Below are 17,980 nucleotides of genomic sequence, written 5' to 3' on the forward strand. Positions count from 1 at the left end.
CACCTCGCTCACGCTTTCTGGCGGAGGTCGACATGAGCAAAGGCGCGAAGACCCTGCCAGACCCGACAAATTTTGAACGTTCCATGGCGGGCTGAACCGCCCCCAAGCCGCATCATCGCGCGGCTTTGTCAGCATATCACTCCGCGGAAATCCGTCCGCGCGTATGCCTGTTCAACTTTGTTTCCCTCCTATGCAACAGTGCAGCTTCGGACAGGAGACAACCTAACTCGGCGAGCTATGACGCCCATACGCGCAAGACCTTCGTCGCATCCTTCGCGACCTAATCTCTCTCTGCTTTCGCCGTCTCAGACCGCTCCGTCAAACAGGACCTCGTCGTCAGCTTCGTCACAAATTTAAAAGTTGCCTCAACGTCAATTTCTGGAACATTTATGATACGACGCACAGCGAAGACGCCTAAAAGCATTTTTATTACGCGCCCCCGCGCGCAAATATGAATATGTTAAAGAGACGAGACCGATAAAAACTAGGAGAATGTAATGCGTAGCTCCCTGTTTAAAACTGTCGCAACGTTCGCCGGTTTGATGACCACACAGATTTCCGCGGCACAGGCGCAGGATTTCGAGCAATACAACCTGGTCGGCGTCACTCAATACGACGCCATGGAACTGCTCTCTTTTGCGTCCCAAGCCGCGCTTCACCAAACCGGACAGATCACCGCAGAAAGCCTTGCCCGAACGGTTCAAGCGATCTACCTCGAAGACGGCTATTTTCTGGCCGAAGTCTTCATCGGCCAAGATGGAACCTCCGTCATTGTCGACGAAGGTGAAATCAGCTCCCTCTCGATCGAGGGCACAGACGCGCAAACATCTAAGCTGATCGAAGCTTACATGTCTCCTGTGATCGGGCGGCGCGGGGTGACTCAGAAAGATTTCGAACGTTCGATCATGCTTGTCGAAGACATCGAGTCCATCTCCGCCGCCGCAGAAATCGATTATGCACCGAACGATCCGCACGCGCGCGTCAAACTGCGCGCTCAAGAGCTCGACCAAAGCTTTGGCAGCGTGACTTTGGACCACCCGTCGCGCGGTCTTGAGGACGCGGCGACATTGACCTTTGGCCAAACGTTTTTGAGCACGTTGACCCCCGGCGACATGTTGCGGCTCGAGGCCTCGACTACCTTTGAATATGACACGGCCGATGATTCCACTTGGGGGGCGGTCACCTACCGCGCCCCCTTGGGTGGTGCCGGCGCCTTTGTCGAAGGTTATTTGGGCTCCGTGACTGCCTTCAGGGACGCAGACGGGCTGCTCGAAGAGACGGACATCGACGGGCGCACCGCGATCCTCGCGCTCGGCTTCCCCTTCGTGCGTGATGTGGACACCTATGGGTATGGCCTAGCTGAGTATCATCACTCAGCCTCTGACGTCGATGTAGCAGCCACTTCAATCGAGTCAGAGGTCGACGTCTTTACCCTGTCTTGGATTTTCGGAAAGACCTTTGGCAATGGCGGCGCTTTTGAATACGCCCTGTCCTACGCCACAGGTCAGCGCGACGGAGACAGTGCCGGGATCGACGACGGCGACGACACTTTCAGCTATTTCCGCTTTGGTGGTGGAATGGAGCACCCCATCGCATGGCTTCCGTCCGATACCTTCCTGCGATTTGAGCTCTGGGGACAGCATTCGAATGACCGCTTGCCCAGCGTCGAGGAATTCCATCTCGGCGGGCGCGCCGACGAGCGAGGTTATCTGTTCGCAGAGGCACAAGGCGATACCGGCATCTCCGCCAGTATCGAGATTGACCGAGATCTTTTCCCTGATTTTGCAAATCTACGCCACCTGAGGCCTTACGGCTTTCTGGATGTGGGCTACGTTGAAAACAACGCCCCCGGAACAGAGGAAATCGCGGACATGACGCTCGCGTCAGTCGGCCTTGGCATTGACGCCGATTTCGGGCGTGGTGTGTCGTTCAAAGGGTATGTTGCAACGCCCTTGAAGGACGGCACATCGACCGAAGCGGGTGACACAGCGCTCTATATGAGCGTTTCGAAACAATGGTGATCGCATGAAACATCTCCTGATCGGCTTCACGGCATTTACATTTACAATCGGCCTTTCAACCGCGAGCCAAGCACAGCAACATCAAGGCTGGTGCAACGGGGTCGGCAACAAGCACGCCTCAAGCGAATGTGGGGGCGGCACAGTCACAAATGGACAAACCTTAGGCGGCACCATCCCAACAGCGACACAGTTGCCATACACACAAGAACAACACCTAACTTCCGCGGCGTTTCCAGTTGTGACAATCTACCCCACACAACCGGATCCCATCACGGGCATTGGGCCGGTTCTCATTCCAGAGCCGGGGACTTCTTTCACCGGCACATCCCTGATTTTGCGGCCCCTACCGCAACAGACCTTCACCGGCACCTCCCCGGTTCCGACAGTCCAGACTTTGCCCACACCCTCTTTCACGGGAGGGCAGCCATTGACCATTACGCTGCAGCCCCTTCCGCCAACGACATTCACCGGGGTGACCTCCACGGGGCATGCTCAGGTTCAGCCAACGCCCTCGTTTACCGGCGGGCAGCCTCAGACCATTACAATAAAACCTCTGCCGTCAACAGTCTTCATGGGCACGTCGCCGGTCATCCCTCCGCAAGAGATCCCGACACCGTCCTTTACGGGCGGACCGGCGCCTGTGGTCCTTCAACCGCTGCCACAGCAAACCCTGACGGGCACGTCGCCCGTCATCCCACCGCAAGCAATCCCGACACCGTCTTTCACTGGTGGGCCGGCACCGATAGTCATTCAACCACTGCCGCAGCAAACCTTCACGGGCACGTCGCCCGTTGGCACAGTGCAACCAGTCCCGACGCCCTCCTTTACGGGACAAGGTCTTCCGACACTCATCGTGGCCCCGAACCCACCGCAAACCTTTGAAGGATACGGCCCTGTCCCGGTGAGCGTTATCGTCGTCCCAACACCGACACCACAGGCTGTTCCCGGTCGCGTGCCTCAAGCGATCCCAACACCGACCCCTCAAGCAACACCGCAAGCGACGCCAAACCTGCGTCCGCAACCGACCTCTGTAGCAACGCCGACGGTGATGAAGCGGCCCAAACCCAGACCGAACCTGCATGGGCAAATCTCCAATTCCGGCGGCGCAACGGTCCAGCATGTTCCGACCCCGGCCGGCCAAATGGTTTCGCAAGATTTCATCACGCAAAAACCGGGCAGCCAACCCACGCATGACGCCCCGAGATTTGCCTCGGACAACGGCGATGTGTGGCGCTGTGTGGCCAGTGGCCACGGCAAGCGGCGGAGCTATGCGGATGAAGAAGCGAGCGCCAATGGCGCTCTGGTGCATGTCGGCGCCATCGACGTGCTCGGACGCGATCTCCCGGCACTTCACCCTTCGCACAGCAATTGCATCATTTCAGTGAAGCGTCGTTCAGAGTGAACACAAAGCCCGCCTGATGACGCACCCTGCCCTTACGTAAATCACATTATTCGTGGCATAGTGCGTGCAGCGTCATGTTAAAAATCTTTCCAAGGGGGGCCTATGGGAGACGTTGAGAATGCTTTCGTGTCAAACGCGCGAAAGCATTTGTGCCTGACACAGTTTGAGTTCGCAGAGAAGCTCAAGGTGGACCAGACATCCGTGAGCCGGTGGGAGCGTGGGCTCAGCACCCCGCGCCCGATCGTGATCTCCGCAATTCGAAAGTTGGTCGAGTTGCACGACAAGGGCCGCGATTATGACCGACGCCTTGCGATGGTGCGCCACAATGCAGGCATCGCTGCCATCTTCGATACAAATCTCGTCATTACTGAAATCTCCGAGCTCGGGGCGCAGTTTTTCCAAAGCAGACACGGCCCCGACGGAGATCTCCTCAACCGAATGTCGCTGGAGCAATACTTGCGAAAGGCGTCACTCTCGCACCTCAACGTCCCGGAATATATCCGAGTCTCCGGACTGCTTCAGGGAGGCGCGCTCTATTTGCGGTGCCTCGTCAACGTGCGGGGCAAAGGCAATTCCACCGTTTATGAACCAATCTATCGAGACGGTTCAGTCGAGGGCCTCTACGTCTATGTGACCTACAGCGGACACTTCCCGGACAACGATGACATTACATGTGAGCTCGTCGAATATGTACCCGCGAACGCGCCCGAGACCTTGCGCGAATTGCATCGCGGGGACCGCTCTCACGCCCTGATCCCTCAAATATTTTAGCCCTCGGCCGAAAACGACACATCTGAAATATTCCTTTTATTTCATGCATTAAGATCGATCTTTCTGTCGAAATGCATATTTTTGCCGTTTCCTCCTTCACGTTTCCGCGCTTCACTCAAAAGAGAAGTGGGAGGGGGATTGAGACACCCATGGAATCAGTAGTGGACCAGACGAGATTTCTCGGCCGTGGCGTGATGACGAAGCACGCGCCCGACATCTGTCCGCGCATTGCCGTCCGGCGTCTCAAGCCACCGCCCCTTACAGTTTCGAGTGCCTTCTCTGACAGATCACCGCATCGGAGAGACTGACTTGAACCGCGCTGACACCACACGAAAACACCGTCAGATATTTCAACCCCCCCACCTCAGGAGATTTACCATGAAAAAATTCTCACTCGCTCTCGCGGCCACCACTGGCGCCCTCGCTCTCGCTGGCTGTGTCGAAATGGAAGACACCGGCTCCGCTCAGGGCACCCCGATGGTCGGCAGCGCCTATGACCTCACCGCGTTCGAAGGCGCCCGTGCAGGTCAGGCCGAGGGCGGCATCTACGCACTTGGCTACGAAGCCATCCGCAGCCAAGGCCTCACCACCTGGTATTTCAACCGCTCCACCGGTGCCTGCGCACAGATCACCACCGCAGATGGTCGCTATTCCGACGTGACCATGCTTCCGGCAGAAGACTGCTAAGGCCCGTCGAAGACGCTGGGCCTCCGGCCCCACAAAAACGAAGTTCGGCGGCCTTGCCGTCGGGCTTTATCAATAATCCCATCTAGGAGAGACTCATGGATTGGACTCGTACGATCGTTCTCGTTGTTCTCCTTGCTGCCGCGTATTGGCTGACGGATCACTTTCTGGATTTGAAATCCAAAACGAAAACCAAAAGGTTCCTGATCCTGCTTCCGGTTATTTTCATCGTCATTGTTGTGTTCGGGCAAATCTGGCCGGCTGCGGCCTAAGCGGAGAACGTCGCAAACATGGCGCGCGCTTTCAAAACTCTGGCGTTGCTCTTTGCCGCCACCTATCTCTTCGCGCTCGCAATTCTCGTGATTGGGACGCTTGGCCTCTTTGGACAAGAGAAAGACCCGCTCTCAGGCATCTTTGTCGTGATGCTCGGCGCTCCGTGGAACAGATTGGCAGACCTGTTTCCACCGAACGTGATGCCCCTTGTCGCCGCCCTGACCCCCTTGGTGAACCTCGGCATTCTCGTGTCCTTGGCGCGATGGGCAAAGCGACGCGGACGCTAAAACCTAAAACGACATTTTAGCCTTAAATGATCCGGCGCCTATCAGACGCCGGATCTCTTTATTGCAGGGTCGCAGAGGTTATTGAGCGGCCTCAACGGATGCATTGCTTCCGTCGTTGGAAACAAGACATTTCCAGCCATTGCCATTGCCGTCCTGAAGCATCACGAGCGAATTGGCCTCGGAGAATTCCGTACTCATCACCGTGCCGCCGATCGATCCCTCCATCGACATCAGACTATCAATGCAGGCGTCGATTGCATCTTGGCTAACATTGGAGCCGCCCTCGGTTTCAATCACAGCTGCGCCGTCCATCGCGCCCGCGCCGTCGTCGGCATCCATAGGCTCTTCGACCGGCATCCCGCCGACCGCTTCGAGATAGGGATCGACGCCGTCATTGCCGACCAGACATTTCCATTCTCCGCCGTTCGCATCCTCAAGCATGACGAGCGAATTGGCCTCCGAGAATTCCGTGCTCAGGATCGTGCCGCCGCCATTTACCTCAGCACGCAGGGTGTCGATGCAGGCGTCAATCGCATCCTGGCTGACATTAGAGCCACCCTCGGTTTCAATCACGGCCGCACCGTCCATCGCGCCCGCGCCGTCGTCGGCATCCATAGGCTCTTCGACCGGCATCCCGCCAACCGCTTCGAGATAGGGATCGACGCCGTCGTTGCCGACCAGACATTTCCATTCTCCGCCGTTCGCATCCTCAAGCATGACGAGCGAATTGGCTTCGGAAAACTCCGTGCTCAGAATGGTGCCGCCGCCGTTCACCTCAGTGCGCAGAGTGTCGATGCAGGCGTCAATTGCGTCCTGGCTGACTTCGGACATGCTCGCCGCAGCGGGCGTGCTTTCCTGTGCAGCGCCATCCATTGCGCCAGCACCATCGTCGGCTGTGGCCGCGGTTTCTGTCTGGGTGACGGCTTCGGAGGATGTCGTTTCCTCCGCCGTTGTTTCTTCTTTGCAAGCCGCAAGGGCAAGCACCATCAGGCCGCCTAGCACGAGACGTTTCATCTTAATTTCTCCATATCGCATACATCGTGGGTTGAACTCGCCGCCCCGATTGCCCGGGTCGACGCAAATTTATTTGCCATGTCCGGCGTCATTTGTCTTATGCGGCTATGCCTGCCGGCAAGCGTTTTTCATAGCGCAAATCCCCCGTCCCTTTCGCACTCAATACCTCAAGTCCCGCTTCGCCAACCGCGATCACAGCCAACACCGCATCGAGAGTATAGAGCGGAGTGGCGTCCATGCTGGCATCCTTCTGTGTCAGCCGCATAACATTGGTCGACGCACCCGACGGCTGGGTCCGAAACGCACTGCACATTCCTTCTCCACACGTCCAGATATTTTCATCAGAAAACATCTCTGGATCATCGAAAAGAGCAATCCGGTCCGCCTCGGCCTCCGTCGCAACGGCGAATTTCAGCATGGTCTCTGAGACGTCAGCCGTTTCATCGGCCCACGTCACATTGGCTTCGCAGATCATATAAGGCCCGCCCAGCGCCTCTTCGATCAGGTCGGAGGCAAGCGCGCTTGAGGCGGTTGACGCCAGCGCAACACTCCAAAACAAGGCTCGGGTCGTCCTCATGATGCGGCGGCTTTCAGATTGGAGAGCACCTCCTCACAGCCGTCGGAACTCCCGACCAGTGGCCCGGTTTCGCTCACATCGACGTCCGCCAGTTTTTGAGTTGCGGCAAGCAGCACTTGGTCCGCCTGTTCTGCCGACACCAGCCCCGCATCCTGCGCGGCACTCAACGTGGAACACATACCTGCCGAAAGCCCGGTCGCGACACCGGCCCCCATCATGGCTCCACCGCCAAGGACCAAGGCGCCACCGCCGCCGATGACCAAACCGATAATCAAACCCAGGATGAGTTTTCCCATACCACGATCTCCATACTCAAAAATTCAAAGTGAAAGCCCCGCATTAAATACGGGGCCACCAAAGTCAGTTCGCATACTCGCTAAAGACGGTAACGGTGCCATCATCTTCGAGGCGGCAAGTATACTTACTCCCACCAGCCATAAGCGTCAGGATCGGACCGCCGCCAGTTTGGATCTCATCAAGGATCGTCACGGACCCAGCGCTGGTGCCCGTCAGTCTCGCAGCTTGCGCCACACAGGGGCTTTTCATCATGCTGAATTGATCCGGCGTGCCACTCAAAGCCGGGTCATCCATCTCGACACAGCCAGCCACAAGCAGGGCTGCGACGCCTGCGCTCGCGAGTTTCAGTTGGATTTTCATTTGGGCTTTCCTCCCATCTTTAAAACACACTGCACCCCGACCTCATCCGCGGCGCACGAGTTTGACGATCAAGAGCAAGATGACCGCACCGATGAGGGCCGCGAAAAAGGACCCGACCCAACTGCCAAGGTTGAGCCCAATCGCGGGCAGAAGGACGCTCGCGATCAGCGAGCCGCCGATCCCGATCAGAACGTCGCTCCAGAACCCGGAGCCGCTTCCTTTGACGATGAGGCTCGCGAGCCAACCGACGACCGCGCCAATGACGATCGCAATCAATAGGCCGATCACAAGTCCGACCCCGGTGCCAATCGCATTGGCCGCATCCTGTTGCGCCAAAGCGGGGGTGGCCACGACAAAGCCGAGCACAGCGAGTTTAAACGTCTGTTTCATCAGTTAATTCCTACGATTGTGGTGAACGTCTTCAGGCCCGGCGTGCCGTTGCGCACTTCGATCTTGTGGTCGCCGCTCTGCCAGAGCTGCCCACGGTAAGGTGTCGAGGTCGGCAATGTGTCGAGCAGCAGGCTGCCGTCCGGATTGAAAATCCGGTAGGTCAGCCCCTGCCCCATCACTTCGACGGAGAGGAACTGGCCATTGCGTGCACCTAGAAGATAGGTGACGTCCATATTGGGGCCGAGTTCATCGACAAATTCCTTGCCGCTGGCACCTGCAGAGAATTGGATGCGCTCCACCCGAGAGGCACTTGGCAGCTGCACCGCCGCTTGGCCGCCGCCGGACAGATAGCGCGCGTTGACCCAGCCGCGTTCGCGCATGTCGGTCTGCATCTCGATCTCGCACCAGCGCGCATTGCCGACCATCTCGCACGACAGCTGACGAACGCGGTCGCCATTCGCAAGCGCGCCCACGATATTGTAATTCGTACCCGGACCGCCTCTGACGTTCAGGACATCATTGGAGGCAACCCCCGCCACGTTGACGAGACCGCCAGCATTGCCAGAGGCCGGAGGGGTCGTCGGCGCACCCGGTCCCGGCAACGTCAGGAACCGGGCAGCCACCCAACCTTCGACGCCATTAGGGCTCGCCTGCACTTTACACCATTGCTGACCGTAGGAGATCGTGCAGCCGCCAGAATTGCGCACCGGCGTCCCATGCGACAGTTTCCCGAGCAAAGCGCCACTGGCGCGCGGTGCGTTGCGCACGTTCAGCATGCCGCCAGAGTTCGACAGGGAGACGATGAAGAAATCCTCTTCCGGCAAAAGCCCGCTGCTCGAGCCGGAGCTTGAGCTGCCGCTGCTTTGTCCGCCCGGCGCGATGTAGACGTCGATGGAGTAGCCAACCGTCTTGTCCGCATCCCGATCATTGCCCATCAGGTAGACGCGGATCGCCCAATTGCCGTCATACGGCAGGGTCACTTCCGCGCGGCGGTCGGAGAAATTGCTGCCAACATAGAGCGCGCCTGTGTCCTGTCCGGCCGGAAGAATGTTGAAATAGGCGGTTCCATTCCCGTTCGTCCCGGTAACCGCGAGCGACACGACCATGGTCTGCCCACCGCGCGCTCCCAGCACGTAATCGATATACTCATAGCCACGCACAGCACCGTTGATGGTGGTGCTGCTCGAACCGGAATTGAACTGAATATTGACGCTCTCCTGTGCAGAGAGTGGCGCCGCAGGAAGGGACAAAGCCAACGCCCCCACCGCCAGCGCGGACAGGCCGACCAGCTTTCTCAGCCCTCGAACAAAATCTTTCATCTGCAAAACCTCCCAGGTTCACTCAAGAATGATAATCCATTTCGCGCCACGCTATCCCTCCGGCAGCGACGCATCTGGCGCGACATAGTCAGGCCGCGCGGCATCCACACAGGCGCGATTCACATCGACATCCGGGGACAGAATGAAAGCGGACACGAGGGCGTTGCCACAGGGGGACAACAGCCCCGGCGTATGATTGGCCATCGGGATCGTGACGACCGTCGCATTTGAAAGCGTTTCCGCCGCAAGCGTGCCCCACTCCGCAGGCGTCATCGTGTCGAGACCGCCATTAAGGACGAGCGTGCGAACGTCACTTTCAACGCCCGGCGGCGGGGGCGTATAGGCATCCGCGGCAAGCCCCAGCTGCTCGCAACTCACTTGGTAATTTGCGGTCCAATAGGCCGCCGTCCCGATGAGTTGTGGCGCCTCAAATTCGGCATAAGCATCGAACGCGACATCGTTGAACATCTTATGACTTCCATCGTTGCAGGACACGACACGATGGGTGATTGAATCGACTGCCCCGAGGCCGCGCTCGAACGCCGCGCTCGTCAGTCCGGAAAAAATCTCTTGGATTTCATCTTCGGAAAATCGCTCCACCAGACCAAGCAACTCTGATTTCAGCGTTGGGAAAGACACAGTCGACTGAACGAAGGACTTGAGCCCCTCTCGATTGCGTTGCTCCGGATGAATATCGAAAGGCTCGAGCTTCGCCATTACGATATTTCCAACGCTTCCGCCGCCAACATCGACGTAATGGTCATAAATCGCGCGAAAGAGTCCCGCTTGGGTGTCCGCTTCGAGGATCGATTGCCGGATGAGGCCATTCGACAGCATATCCAGCGTGAGGCCCTCCTTGATCTCGTCGAATTTTGCGGAAATCTCCTCCATCTGCTGCGAAATCGCCGCAAAGCTCTGAGCGTCCAAGTCGACAGGCTCATCCACAGGATCGGCCAAGGCGATCTCGTAGCGCGATACGGCGCGCGAGAAATCGAACGTCGCCGTTTCCCCCTGTTCCAGTTCCGCGACCAGTCGCGGCAGATAGGGGACCAGTTTCGGCTGATTGGTGACGGAGGAGCGCAAAATCTCCGCCAGATCATCAAGCGTGATGTCTGTTCCATCCTCTCGCGTCAACGGTGCCATACGCAGGGCCTCAAGCAAGTCGATCGTCCTCTGACGAATGCCGGGGTAATGCGCGGCACAGGCCTCATCTGCTTCGCAGTCGTCAAAGACACGCAGGACAACATAGGGCTGGATGAACGCTTGCTCGTAATGCTCGCGATTTAGGGGCGCGACGCTGTCAAGAACCACGGATCGAACTAGCGGCCAATCCTCGGACGGCTGCGCGCCGTATTGCTTGAGGATTTCAAGCACGACAGTTGTGCCATATGACCCGCCAAACAGGTTATATGACGGATACCCCAAGGTCTCCATCAAGGCGATCACATCGCGGGCCGTGTTCGGGGTATTGTATTGTGTGAGGTCGATGCCCTGTTCTTCGAGATACGGAACACATCTGCCGCGATCGATTGAAAGCCAGTAGTTGGCGATGGCCTCATAGACCGCGTCGGGATCACTATAGGCGCTGACTTTCAGATCATTAATGCGATTGTCTGCGGCCGTGAGGTTCTCTTCATGATGGTCCGGATCGGTCACTTGAAGGGACATTGGGCAATAGAGATCATTGCTATGGGCCGTTCCGCGCGCCTCGAACACGATCACATCGCGGTTCGCACGCAACAAATCGGTGCCACCGCCAATCAGACCGAGCGCGTTCAAGGCCGAGCCTCCCGGCCCGCCCTGAAAATAGATCACTGGATCCGCAAATGAAGCGAGGCTTTTGCCCTTGAGAACGACATAGGACATGCCGATTGTCCGGCCTTCTGGCTCACCCCAATTCTCGGAAACTTGAAGGACGTCGCATAAAATCGTCTCCCCCAGAATTTCCTCGGGAGGAAGAAGAACCGGGCAGGCCTCGGACGCCGCAGCACGGGCACCCAAAGGTGCCAACACCACACACACTGCGGCCAGATACATACGCATATAGCAAGCCCCCCCTAAGCGGCTTCCTCTACGCTCAACCCCAAATTGTTTTTCTGCTTTACTTAACGGTAAGTAAAATTCTTAACGAGTCAAATGATTTATATCAAAAATAGGGGATCAATCGGCCCGCGACAGGGTCGTTCTCGGCGGTCATTCAGCCTCCTTCGCGACATCAGATTTCACCCTCCGCGCGATGTTTCGGGCATAGCGCGCACGCGGTTGGACAGAGGGGTCAAAGGAGACACAGCACGCGCGCAAAGCGCCCCGCACGGCGCTTCGCCATTGACACCCTGACTTGCCGCTTGCAGTCTCTGGCCAAGTGGTGTGGCCGATCGGAAAGTTGTTTTGAAACAGGACTCTCAAACCCTCGTCGTCGATCTCGACGGCACGCTCCTGCGCTCCGATATGCTTTATGAGAGTTTCTGGTCCGGTTTTGCGGGCGATTGGACGCTGCCGTTTCATGCGGCGGTGGCGTTGCCCAGGGGCAAGGCCGCGCTCAAACGGCTTTTGGCGCAAAACTCCAGTGTCGATGTCACCACCCTGCCCTACGACGACCGTGTTCTTAGCCGGTTGCAGGACTGGCGCGCGAACGGCGGACGCACCGCGCTCGTGACCGCGACGGATCAGGCGCTGGCCGATCAGATCGCTGCGCATCTCGGCCTGTTCGATGATGTGATCGGTTCAGATGGAACCGCCAACCTCAAAGGTCCGGCCAAGGCCGAAACGCTGGTGGCGCGCTACGGCGCCGGTGGGTTCACCTATATGGGCGATCATGAGGCGGATTTGGCGATCTGGGCCAAGGCCGGAGGTGCAATCACCGTCAATGCCAAGCCCGAACTGAAAGCCAAAGTGACCTGCGACGGCCCCGTTGAGCATCTCGACCGCCCGGCGCGGGACCTGAGCCCCTATTTCAAGGCCATCCGCCCGCATCAGTGGCTGAAGAACATCCTGATTTTCTTTCCGATGCTGGCCGCGCATGACCTGAGCCTGATGGTCTTTTTCAGAGCGCTCGTCGCCTTTGTCGCCTTTAGCCTGATTGCCTCGTCGGTCTATGTCCTCAACGATCTGCTGGATCTCAAGGGCGACCGCGCGCACCCGCGCAAGCGCCTGCGCCCCTTTGCGGCGGGCACCATTCCGATTGCGCGCGGCACGGTCATGGCAATCTCGCTTTTGCTTGCGGGGTTGATCCCGGCGATCTGGCTCGGCCTGCCGTTTCTCAAGGTCATGGTGGTCTATTATGCTCTGACCATGGCCTATTCACTGCGCCTCAAACGTCAGCTTGTGGTCGACATCTTTGCTCTGGCCGGGCTTTACACGCTACGTATCCTCGCGGGCGGAACCAGTTCCGCGATCCCGATGTCGGTCTGGCTTCTGGCCTTTTCGATCTTCTTCTTTTTCTCGCTCGCGGCCGTCAAACGTCAGGCGGAACTTGTGGACGGCCTCAAATCCGGCAAGCTCAAGGCCCATGGTCGCGGCTATCACGTCGAAGACGTGCCCATCGTGACCATGATGGCGCTGGCCTCCGGCTATGTCTCCGTGCTTGTCATGGCGCTCTACATCAGCTCGCCGCAGATCGCGCAGCTCTATAGCCAGCCCGGCTACCTCTGGGGTGCCTGTTTGGTGCTCTTGTATTGGTTGAGCCGCATGGTGATGACCACGCATCGCGGCAATATGAATGACGATCCGGTGCTCTACGCCGCCAAGGATCGTGTCAGCCTGATCTGTTTTACGCTCATTCTCGGCGCCGGCTTTGCGGGCGCCTCGCTGTGACGACGCCTCTGCCCCTATCGACCTCTGCGCTGATCCTGCGGTACTCCGGCTTTGCCATTCTGGCGACTCTCGCCAATCTCGGCGCCCAGCGCATGGTTTTGGGCGCCTGGCCAACGGGCCTCTTTGTCGCGATGATCATCGGCACCGGGATCGGACTTGTGGTGAAGTACCTGCTCGACAAGCGCTGGATCTTTTTTGACATCGAAACCGGCGCGCGAGCCCATGGCCGAAAATTCGGCCTCTACACTGCGATGGGGCTCATCACCACGGCGATCTTCTGGGGTATGGAAGCGGGTGCATGGGCCATCTGGCAGACCACATTGGCGCGCGAAATCGGCGCGATCCTGGGTCTTGGCATCGGCTATGTCGTGAAATTCCACCTCGACCGCCGCTTCGTGTTTCAGGCCAGCCCGGCCTGAGACCATTGAAACTCAGGGCATCTGCCCCTTGCTAAAGGTATCCCGCCATTTGGCGTTAAAGCGGTCACGCCTAAGCGCATCCATTGCAACCAGCAATGTGGGATCAATGGGGATATAGCGCTCGGTGCTATCGGAACCTGCGTTTTCGTCGCTGTTGCTTTCCTGAATAAGATCGACCTGCGTCAGAAGTGTCCGACCCTCCGGCGACAACAAGAAATCCAGAAAGGCCGCCGCCAATTCCTTTTCACGCGCCGCTTTCGGGATCATCAAGGCACGCGACAGAAACATCGTGTAATCCTCCGGGTAGATCACACCGAGATTGTCGTGCGGAGCGGTGTTCACGTATGAGCCAAGCACGTTATAGGCAATTTTATAGCGCCCCTCGTCCACGCTCGAGATGATCTCAGCAGAGCAACAGGTCGCGACCGCATCGACACGCGCAAAGCCTTCGAGCAACCCGCCAAATGTCGTGGCCTGCTGGCTGTCCATGAACGCAAAAAGAAACCCGAGGCCGGAGGCCTCAATGTCATAGGTCGCGATTTGCCCCCGATAATCGTCCGGGGACCGGCGCATCAGGTCCAGAAGCGTAAAGCGCGTGCGCGGCACTTCTTCATTCGCGACCAAATTCTTGTTGTAGATGATAACGGCGGCTTCGCGCGTGATGCCCCACAGCTCGTCCCGCCACATCCGCTGCCGCGGCAGCTGCGCAGTCAACTCCGATGTATAGGCGCTTGCACAGGCGCGATTGACCAAATCCACCATTTGGTGAACGCCCGAGGAAATAACGACATCTGCTGACGCTCTCTGCCCGTCACAGGCCTCGCGACTGTCGGCATAGAGGTCATTCGACCCCCATTGCTCATAGCGCAATTCAACGGTGGGGCGCACGCGCACGAAGGCCTCGAGAAGGTCGGAGAAAATCGAAATGTCAGTCGTGGACCGGATCACAAAAACCGTATCGGGTGTGCTGTCTGGCGCGACAAAAATTTCGGTCGCTTCTTGGGCCCGCCCCGATGCGGTAAATGCGATGATGGCGGCGAGCGACATAAGCGAGTTGGCGAGCGTGGCGCGGATCATGAGCTTTGCTCCTCGTCTTGCAACGGCAAAGAGAGCGTCACGCGAAACCCTTGGCCTGTTTTCTCCATACTGACCTTACCTCCGAAGGCTTTGGCCACGGCATCCACAATCGACAACCCAAGCCCAGCGCTCTCGCCTTTCGATGCGGCAGAACGCTCAAACCTCTGACCAATGGTCTTCATCACCTCCTCCGGCGGACCATCGCCGCGATCCAGAACCCAGATGTGACCGAACGCCCTCTCAACAGACACACCGATTGTCACGGGCGGCTCCCCGTGGCGCATAGCATTGGCGAGCATATTTTTCACTGCCTCTCCCAGAGAGATTTCATCCGCCATGACGATGACAGCGCGGTCCCCGATCGAAAGGTCCACTTCCGCATCCGGCGCCAAAACCTCGTGGTCGCTTTCCTCGAACACATGCAGCGCAATATCACGCAGATCAATCGCGGCCGGAGGCGCGTTGTCGGTGCGATGCATGACCATCGCCCGCGAGAGCATCTGATCCAACAAGGTGCCCAGAGACCGGGTGCGTTTCACCAAACGCTCCAACCTTTGGCTCCGCCGCGTCTCGTCATCCTCAATCGCCAACTCCGCCTGAGCCCGAATAGCGGCGACCGGTGTGCGCAATTGGTGCGCCGTATCTGAGATGAGATGCTTCATCGCGCCGACCTGACGATCCAGACGGCTCATGAAGCGATTGAGGGCGCGGACCATCACGGCCACTTCCGCCGGACCCTGTGCCGACATCGGCGTCAGATCATAGGGGTCACGATCCGACAGCTCACGGGTCAACCGCTCCAGAGGCTTCATCGCCGAGCGGATCACGAAAAAGGCCCCCAGCAAAAGCGCGATCCCTCCGAGCCCCGTCACAACGACGGCCCCCCGGGTCAGGTCCAAAGCCATGGCGTTGCGCGCGCGCAGCGTCTGCCCGACAGTCACATAGACGGCCCCCGAAAAATCGCGTTCAGAGAACCGGCGCGCCACCGTGACAAATCGGGCCGCCTCGCCCTGCATTCTGCTGTCATAGAACATCGGCGTGACCTGGGCCGCTCTCAGAGCGGAGGTCTGGCCCTCGCCCTCATAGCCGGTCAGCACCGTTCCATCGGGACCCTGTATCGAATAGAAAATCCTGTCGTCCTCGGCCAATGCGAGCAATCCGAAAGCCGAAACAGAAATCTCCGCGACTGGTCGCCCCTCAAGAATGTAGATCGTTTCCGAAATATCATTCGCCGCCCCCAAAAGTATGCGATCAAAGGACTGGCGCGCGGCGTTGCGGCCATAGGCGAAGGCGGCGATTGTGATCAGGATACCGCCAATCGCCAAGAGCGAGAGCACGCCCGCCATCACCCGCGACAACAAGGAGCGCTCGCTGATTGCGCCCTCCGCCCCTGTCGAGAGAGTCCCTCGCTCAACCATTGTCTACGATCCGATAGCCGACGCCGCGATGGGTCTCGATGGCGACTGTGGAAGACGCGAGTTTCTTGCGCAGACGCGCGATATAAAGCTCGATGGCGTTCAGCCCCACATCAGCATCATCAAAGGCGAAAAGACCGTCATAGAGGCGCTTTTTGCTCAGCGGCGTTTTCTGATTGCGCAACAACAATCCCAAAAGCGTTGCCTCACGCCGGGTCAAGTGCAGAGGGCTGCCCTCAAGAGTAGCCGCAAGGGCCGCAGGAGAAAACGTGAGCGGACCCAGAGTGATCACATCGGATTTCTGTTCCGACTCACGGCGCATCAAAGCCCGCAACCGCGCTTCAAGTTCTCTCTGGTCGAATGGTTTGATGAGATAATCGTCCGCACCGAGGTCCAGAGCCGACACGCGATCATCGACGGAAAACTGCGCCGTCAGCATCAAAACCGGCGTGCGATCCCCGCCCGCGCGCAGGTCTTGAAGCAAATCCGTGCCGTTGCGATCCGGTAGGTTGATGTCGAGCACGATCGCGTCATAGCGTTGCACCGCAAGGAAATCTTCGGCGGTTTCGCAGCTGTCCGCAAGGTCGCAGGCCATGCCGGATTTGCCCAGACGAATGGCGATGGCTTCGGCGACGTCCGCTGCGTCTTCGACAATCAATACCCGCATAATCCCCCCAAAAGGTCCGCATGTCGCCCATGACAGGTTGGTGACAGCTTTGCCCAGTACACCTCCTTCATAGCCTTTCGCGAGGAGACCGCAAACCTGTGGTGCGAAAGCTTCGGACATCGGGCGGCCCTACGGCCCGACAGAAAATCTATGTGGAGGAGAATACACATGATCATCAAGGCAACCCGCCTCACCCTTGCTGCGGCCCTTCTCGGCGCAACCACCCTTGGTGCATTTGCCCAAGGCTTCACGCCTGAAAACCCCGAATGCATCGCGCCCGCCAACCCGGGCGGCGGCTGGGACTTTACCTGCCGTCAGGTCGGCAAGTCGCTTCAGGACCTCGGCCTCCTCGAAAAAACCATGCAGGTCGTGAACCTCGCAGGCGGTGGCGGCGGCGTGGCCTTTGCCGAGGTCGTCAACAAACGCGGCGATGACAACGATCTGATCGTGGCCGCCTCTTCCGCAACAGCAACCCGTCTGGCCCAAGGCGCCTATCCGGGCAACACCATGGATCAGGTCCGCTGGCTTTCCTCTGTCGGCGCAGATTACGGTGTGATCGCAGTGGCCGCAGACAGCGAGATCACGGACCTTCCCTCGCTCCTCGCCATGATGAAATCCGATCCGACCTCCGTCTCCGTCGCGGGCGGCTCCGCCGTAGGCGGCTGGGACCACCTGAAGGTTCTCATCGCTGCGAACGCTTATGGCGTCGAAGATGTGCGCACCGTGAAATACATCGCCTTTGACGGCGGCGGCGAGGCTGTGACCCAGCTTCTCGCAGGCTCCGTTCAGGCCTTCACCGGAGACATTTCCGAAGCCAAGGGCTTTGTCGACAGCGGCGACATCCGTGTGATCGCCGTTCTCGCCCCCGAACGTCTCGGTGGTGAATTCGCAGAATTCCCGACGGCGCGTGAGCAAGGCGTTGATGCCATCGGCGCAAACTGGCGCGGTTTCTACGCCCCTGGCGACATGAGCGACGAAGCCTATGACGCATGGGTGTCGAAAATCAGCGAGCTCTACGCCTCCGACGAATGGAAAGAGATCATGGCCAACAACGGTATGGCGCCGCTCGACCTGCAAGGTGCTGAGTTCGAGGCCTTCGTGGCCGACAGCGTGGCCCAGATCCAGCAGATTTCCAAAGAAATCGGCATCATCAAATAAGCTCCGCTTTCCCCGCCAAACCTCGGACGTCGCATC

The 17,980-nt window shown here is 58.6% G+C and carries 19 protein-coding genes; 9 read left to right on the forward strand and 10 right to left on the reverse strand.

The annotated features are described in order from the left end of the window. Window positions 1-497: 497 nt before the first annotated feature. From J5Y17_RS18360 to J5Y17_RS18385, 6 genes are all read left to right on the forward strand, one after another. On the forward strand, window positions 498-2,021 hold the full coding sequence (locus J5Y17_RS18360; protein WP_219787314.1) for a ShlB/FhaC/HecB family hemolysin secretion/activation protein: 1,524 nt from the start codon (window positions 498-500) through the stop codon (window positions 2,019-2,021). A 901-nt stretch (window positions 2,022-2,922) separates the two neighbouring features. Then, the gene (locus tag J5Y17_RS18365) at window positions 2,923-3,423 is read left to right on the forward strand and encodes a hypothetical protein (RefSeq protein WP_219787315.1); all 501 of its coding nucleotides are present in this window, start codon (window positions 2,923-2,925) and stop codon (window positions 3,421-3,423) included. A gap of 102 nt (window positions 3,424-3,525) precedes the next feature. Then, window positions 3,526-4,194: a DNA-binding transcriptional regulator gene (locus J5Y17_RS18370; RefSeq protein ID WP_255572212.1), complete on the forward strand. Its 669-nt coding sequence runs from the start codon at window positions 3,526-3,528 to the stop codon at window positions 4,192-4,194. A gap of 378 nt (window positions 4,195-4,572) precedes the next feature. Further along, window positions 4,573-4,881: a hypothetical protein gene (locus J5Y17_RS18375; RefSeq protein ID WP_219787317.1), complete on the forward strand. Its 309-nt coding sequence runs from the start codon at window positions 4,573-4,575 to the stop codon at window positions 4,879-4,881. A 95-nt stretch (window positions 4,882-4,976) separates the two neighbouring features. After that, the gene (locus J5Y17_RS18380) at window positions 4,977-5,150 is read left to right on the forward strand and encodes a hypothetical protein (RefSeq protein WP_219787318.1); all 174 of its coding nucleotides are present in this window, start codon (window positions 4,977-4,979) and stop codon (window positions 5,148-5,150) included. 18 nt (window positions 5,151-5,168) lie between these two features. Beyond that, on the forward strand, window positions 5,169-5,438 hold the full coding sequence (locus J5Y17_RS18385; protein WP_219787319.1) for a hypothetical protein: 270 nt from the start codon (window positions 5,169-5,171) through the stop codon (window positions 5,436-5,438). Window positions 5,439-5,516: 78 nt separating this feature from the next. On the opposite strand, the gene J5Y17_RS18390 is transcribed toward J5Y17_RS18385, so the two are convergent. The 7 genes from J5Y17_RS18390 to J5Y17_RS18420 all read right to left on the reverse strand — a co-directional run bounded on the left by J5Y17_RS18390 (window position 5,517) and on the right by J5Y17_RS18420 (window position 11,438). Then, complete coding sequence (locus J5Y17_RS18390) at window positions 5,517-6,452, reverse strand: hypothetical protein (RefSeq protein WP_219787320.1); 936 nt, start codon at window positions 6,450-6,452, stop codon at window positions 5,517-5,519. A gap of 97 nt (window positions 6,453-6,549) precedes the next feature. Next, window positions 6,550-7,029 carry a hypothetical protein gene (locus J5Y17_RS18395; RefSeq protein ID WP_219787321.1) on the reverse strand — a complete coding sequence of 160 codons (480 nt, stop codon included), beginning with the start codon at window positions 7,027-7,029 and terminating at the stop codon, window positions 6,550-6,552. Then, window positions 7,026-7,325, reverse strand: a complete 300-nt coding sequence (locus J5Y17_RS18400) for a hypothetical protein (protein WP_219787322.1) — start codon at window positions 7,323-7,325, stop codon at window positions 7,026-7,028. The genes J5Y17_RS18395 and J5Y17_RS18400 overlap by 4 nt, the downstream gene beginning before the upstream one ends. A 64-nt stretch (window positions 7,326-7,389) precedes the next feature. After that, a complete protein-coding gene (locus J5Y17_RS18405) occupies window positions 7,390-7,686 on the reverse strand; it encodes a hypothetical protein (protein WP_219787323.1) in 297 nt (98 codons plus the stop codon). A 42-nt stretch (window positions 7,687-7,728) separates the two neighbouring features. Next, window positions 7,729-8,076 carry a GlsB/YeaQ/YmgE family stress response membrane protein gene (locus tag J5Y17_RS18410; protein WP_219787324.1) on the reverse strand — a complete coding sequence of 116 codons (348 nt, stop codon included), beginning with the start codon at window positions 8,074-8,076 and terminating at the stop codon, window positions 7,729-7,731. Then, window positions 8,076-9,395: an SH3 domain-containing protein gene (locus tag J5Y17_RS18415; RefSeq protein WP_219787325.1), complete on the reverse strand. Its 1,320-nt coding sequence runs from the start codon at window positions 9,393-9,395 to the stop codon at window positions 8,076-8,078. Before J5Y17_RS18415 ends, J5Y17_RS18410 begins: the two co-directional genes overlap by 1 nt. Before the next feature lie 51 nt (window positions 9,396-9,446). Further along, complete coding sequence (locus J5Y17_RS18420) at window positions 9,447-11,438, reverse strand: alpha/beta hydrolase (protein WP_219787326.1); 1,992 nt, start codon at window positions 11,436-11,438, stop codon at window positions 9,447-9,449. Window positions 11,439-11,783: 345 nt separating this feature from the next. On the opposite strand from J5Y17_RS18420, the gene J5Y17_RS18425 reads away from it, so the two are divergent. Both J5Y17_RS18425 and J5Y17_RS18430 read left to right on the forward strand, forming a co-directional pair. Then, complete coding sequence (locus J5Y17_RS18425) at window positions 11,784-13,208, forward strand: UbiA family prenyltransferase (protein ID WP_255572214.1); 1,425 nt, start codon at window positions 11,784-11,786, stop codon at window positions 13,206-13,208. Next, window positions 13,205-13,627, forward strand: a complete 423-nt coding sequence (locus tag J5Y17_RS18430) for a GtrA family protein (RefSeq protein WP_370629007.1) — start codon at window positions 13,205-13,207, stop codon at window positions 13,625-13,627. Before J5Y17_RS18425 ends, J5Y17_RS18430 begins: the two co-directional genes overlap by 4 nt. A gap of 12 nt (window positions 13,628-13,639) precedes the next feature. Here J5Y17_RS18430 and J5Y17_RS18435 read toward each other — a convergent pair whose 3' ends face one another. Genes J5Y17_RS18435 through J5Y17_RS18445 form a run of 3 tightly spaced genes read right to left on the reverse strand, consistent with a single transcriptional unit; the run spans window position 13,640 to window position 16,786 of the window. After that, window positions 13,640-14,704, reverse strand: a complete 1,065-nt coding sequence (locus J5Y17_RS18435; RefSeq protein ID WP_219787328.1) for an ABC transporter substrate-binding protein — start codon at window positions 14,702-14,704, stop codon at window positions 13,640-13,642. Next, window positions 14,701-16,122 (reverse strand): sensor histidine kinase, encoded by a 1,422-nt coding sequence (locus J5Y17_RS18440; RefSeq protein WP_219787329.1) that lies wholly within the window; start codon window positions 16,120-16,122, stop codon window positions 14,701-14,703. Before J5Y17_RS18440 ends, J5Y17_RS18435 begins: the two co-directional genes overlap by 4 nt. After that, window positions 16,115-16,786, reverse strand: coding sequence for a response regulator transcription factor (locus J5Y17_RS18445; protein WP_219787330.1), 672 nt, complete (start codon window positions 16,784-16,786; stop codon window positions 16,115-16,117). Before J5Y17_RS18445 ends, J5Y17_RS18440 begins: the two co-directional genes overlap by 8 nt. Before the next feature lie 168 nt (window positions 16,787-16,954). Between J5Y17_RS18445 and J5Y17_RS18450 the strand changes: the two genes are divergently transcribed. Next, on the forward strand, window positions 16,955-17,944 hold the full coding sequence (locus J5Y17_RS18450) for a tripartite tricarboxylate transporter substrate binding protein (RefSeq protein WP_219787331.1): 990 nt from the start codon (window positions 16,955-16,957) through the stop codon (window positions 17,942-17,944). The last annotated feature ends 36 nt before the right edge of the window (window positions 17,945-17,980 follow it).

This window comes from Celeribacter sp. PS-C1, assembly GCF_019429625.1.
Lineage (GTDB): Bacteria > Pseudomonadota > Alphaproteobacteria > Rhodobacterales > Rhodobacteraceae > Celeribacter.

Coding starts and splice junctions, on each gene's coding strand:
- J5Y17_RS18445 (WP_219787330.1), bottom strand. CDS start 16,786: ATGCGGGTATTGATTGTCGAAGACGCAGCGGACGTCGCCGAAGCCATC.
- J5Y17_RS18435 (WP_219787328.1), bottom strand. CDS start 14,704: ATGATCCGCGCCACGCTCGCCAACTCGCTTATGTCGCTCGCCGCCATC.
- J5Y17_RS18405 (WP_219787323.1), bottom strand. CDS start 7,686: ATGAAAATCCAACTGAAACTCGCGAGCGCAGGCGTCGCAGCCCTGCTT.
- J5Y17_RS18420 (WP_219787326.1), bottom strand. CDS start 11,438: ATGCGTATGTATCTGGCCGCAGTGTGTGTGGTGTTGGCACCTTTGGGT.
- J5Y17_RS18415 (WP_219787325.1), bottom strand. CDS start 9,395: ATGAAAGATTTTGTTCGAGGGCTGAGAAAGCTGGTCGGCCTGTCCGCG.
- J5Y17_RS18410 (WP_219787324.1), bottom strand. CDS start 8,076: ATGAAACAGACGTTTAAACTCGCTGTGCTCGGCTTTGTCGTGGCCACC.
- J5Y17_RS18370 (WP_255572212.1), top strand. CDS start 3,526: ATGGGAGACGTTGAGAATGCTTTCGTGTCAAACGCGCGAAAGCATTTG.
- J5Y17_RS18385 (WP_219787319.1), top strand. CDS start 5,169: ATGGCGCGCGCTTTCAAAACTCTGGCGTTGCTCTTTGCCGCCACCTAT.
- J5Y17_RS18390 (WP_219787320.1), bottom strand. CDS start 6,452: ATGAAACGTCTCGTGCTAGGCGGCCTGATGGTGCTTGCCCTTGCGGCT.
- J5Y17_RS18375 (WP_219787317.1), top strand. CDS start 4,573: ATGAAAAAATTCTCACTCGCTCTCGCGGCCACCACTGGCGCCCTCGCT.
- J5Y17_RS18450 (WP_219787331.1), top strand. CDS start 16,955: ATGATCATCAAGGCAACCCGCCTCACCCTTGCTGCGGCCCTTCTCGGC.
- J5Y17_RS18360 (WP_219787314.1), top strand. CDS start 498: ATGCGTAGCTCCCTGTTTAAAACTGTCGCAACGTTCGCCGGTTTGATG.
- J5Y17_RS18440 (WP_219787329.1), bottom strand. CDS start 16,122: ATGGTTGAGCGAGGGACTCTCTCGACAGGGGCGGAGGGCGCAATCAGC.
- J5Y17_RS18400 (WP_219787322.1), bottom strand. CDS start 7,325: ATGGGAAAACTCATCCTGGGTTTGATTATCGGTTTGGTCATCGGCGGC.
- J5Y17_RS18380 (WP_219787318.1), top strand. CDS start 4,977: ATGGATTGGACTCGTACGATCGTTCTCGTTGTTCTCCTTGCTGCCGCG.
- J5Y17_RS18395 (WP_219787321.1), bottom strand. CDS start 7,029: ATGAGGACGACCCGAGCCTTGTTTTGGAGTGTTGCGCTGGCGTCAACC.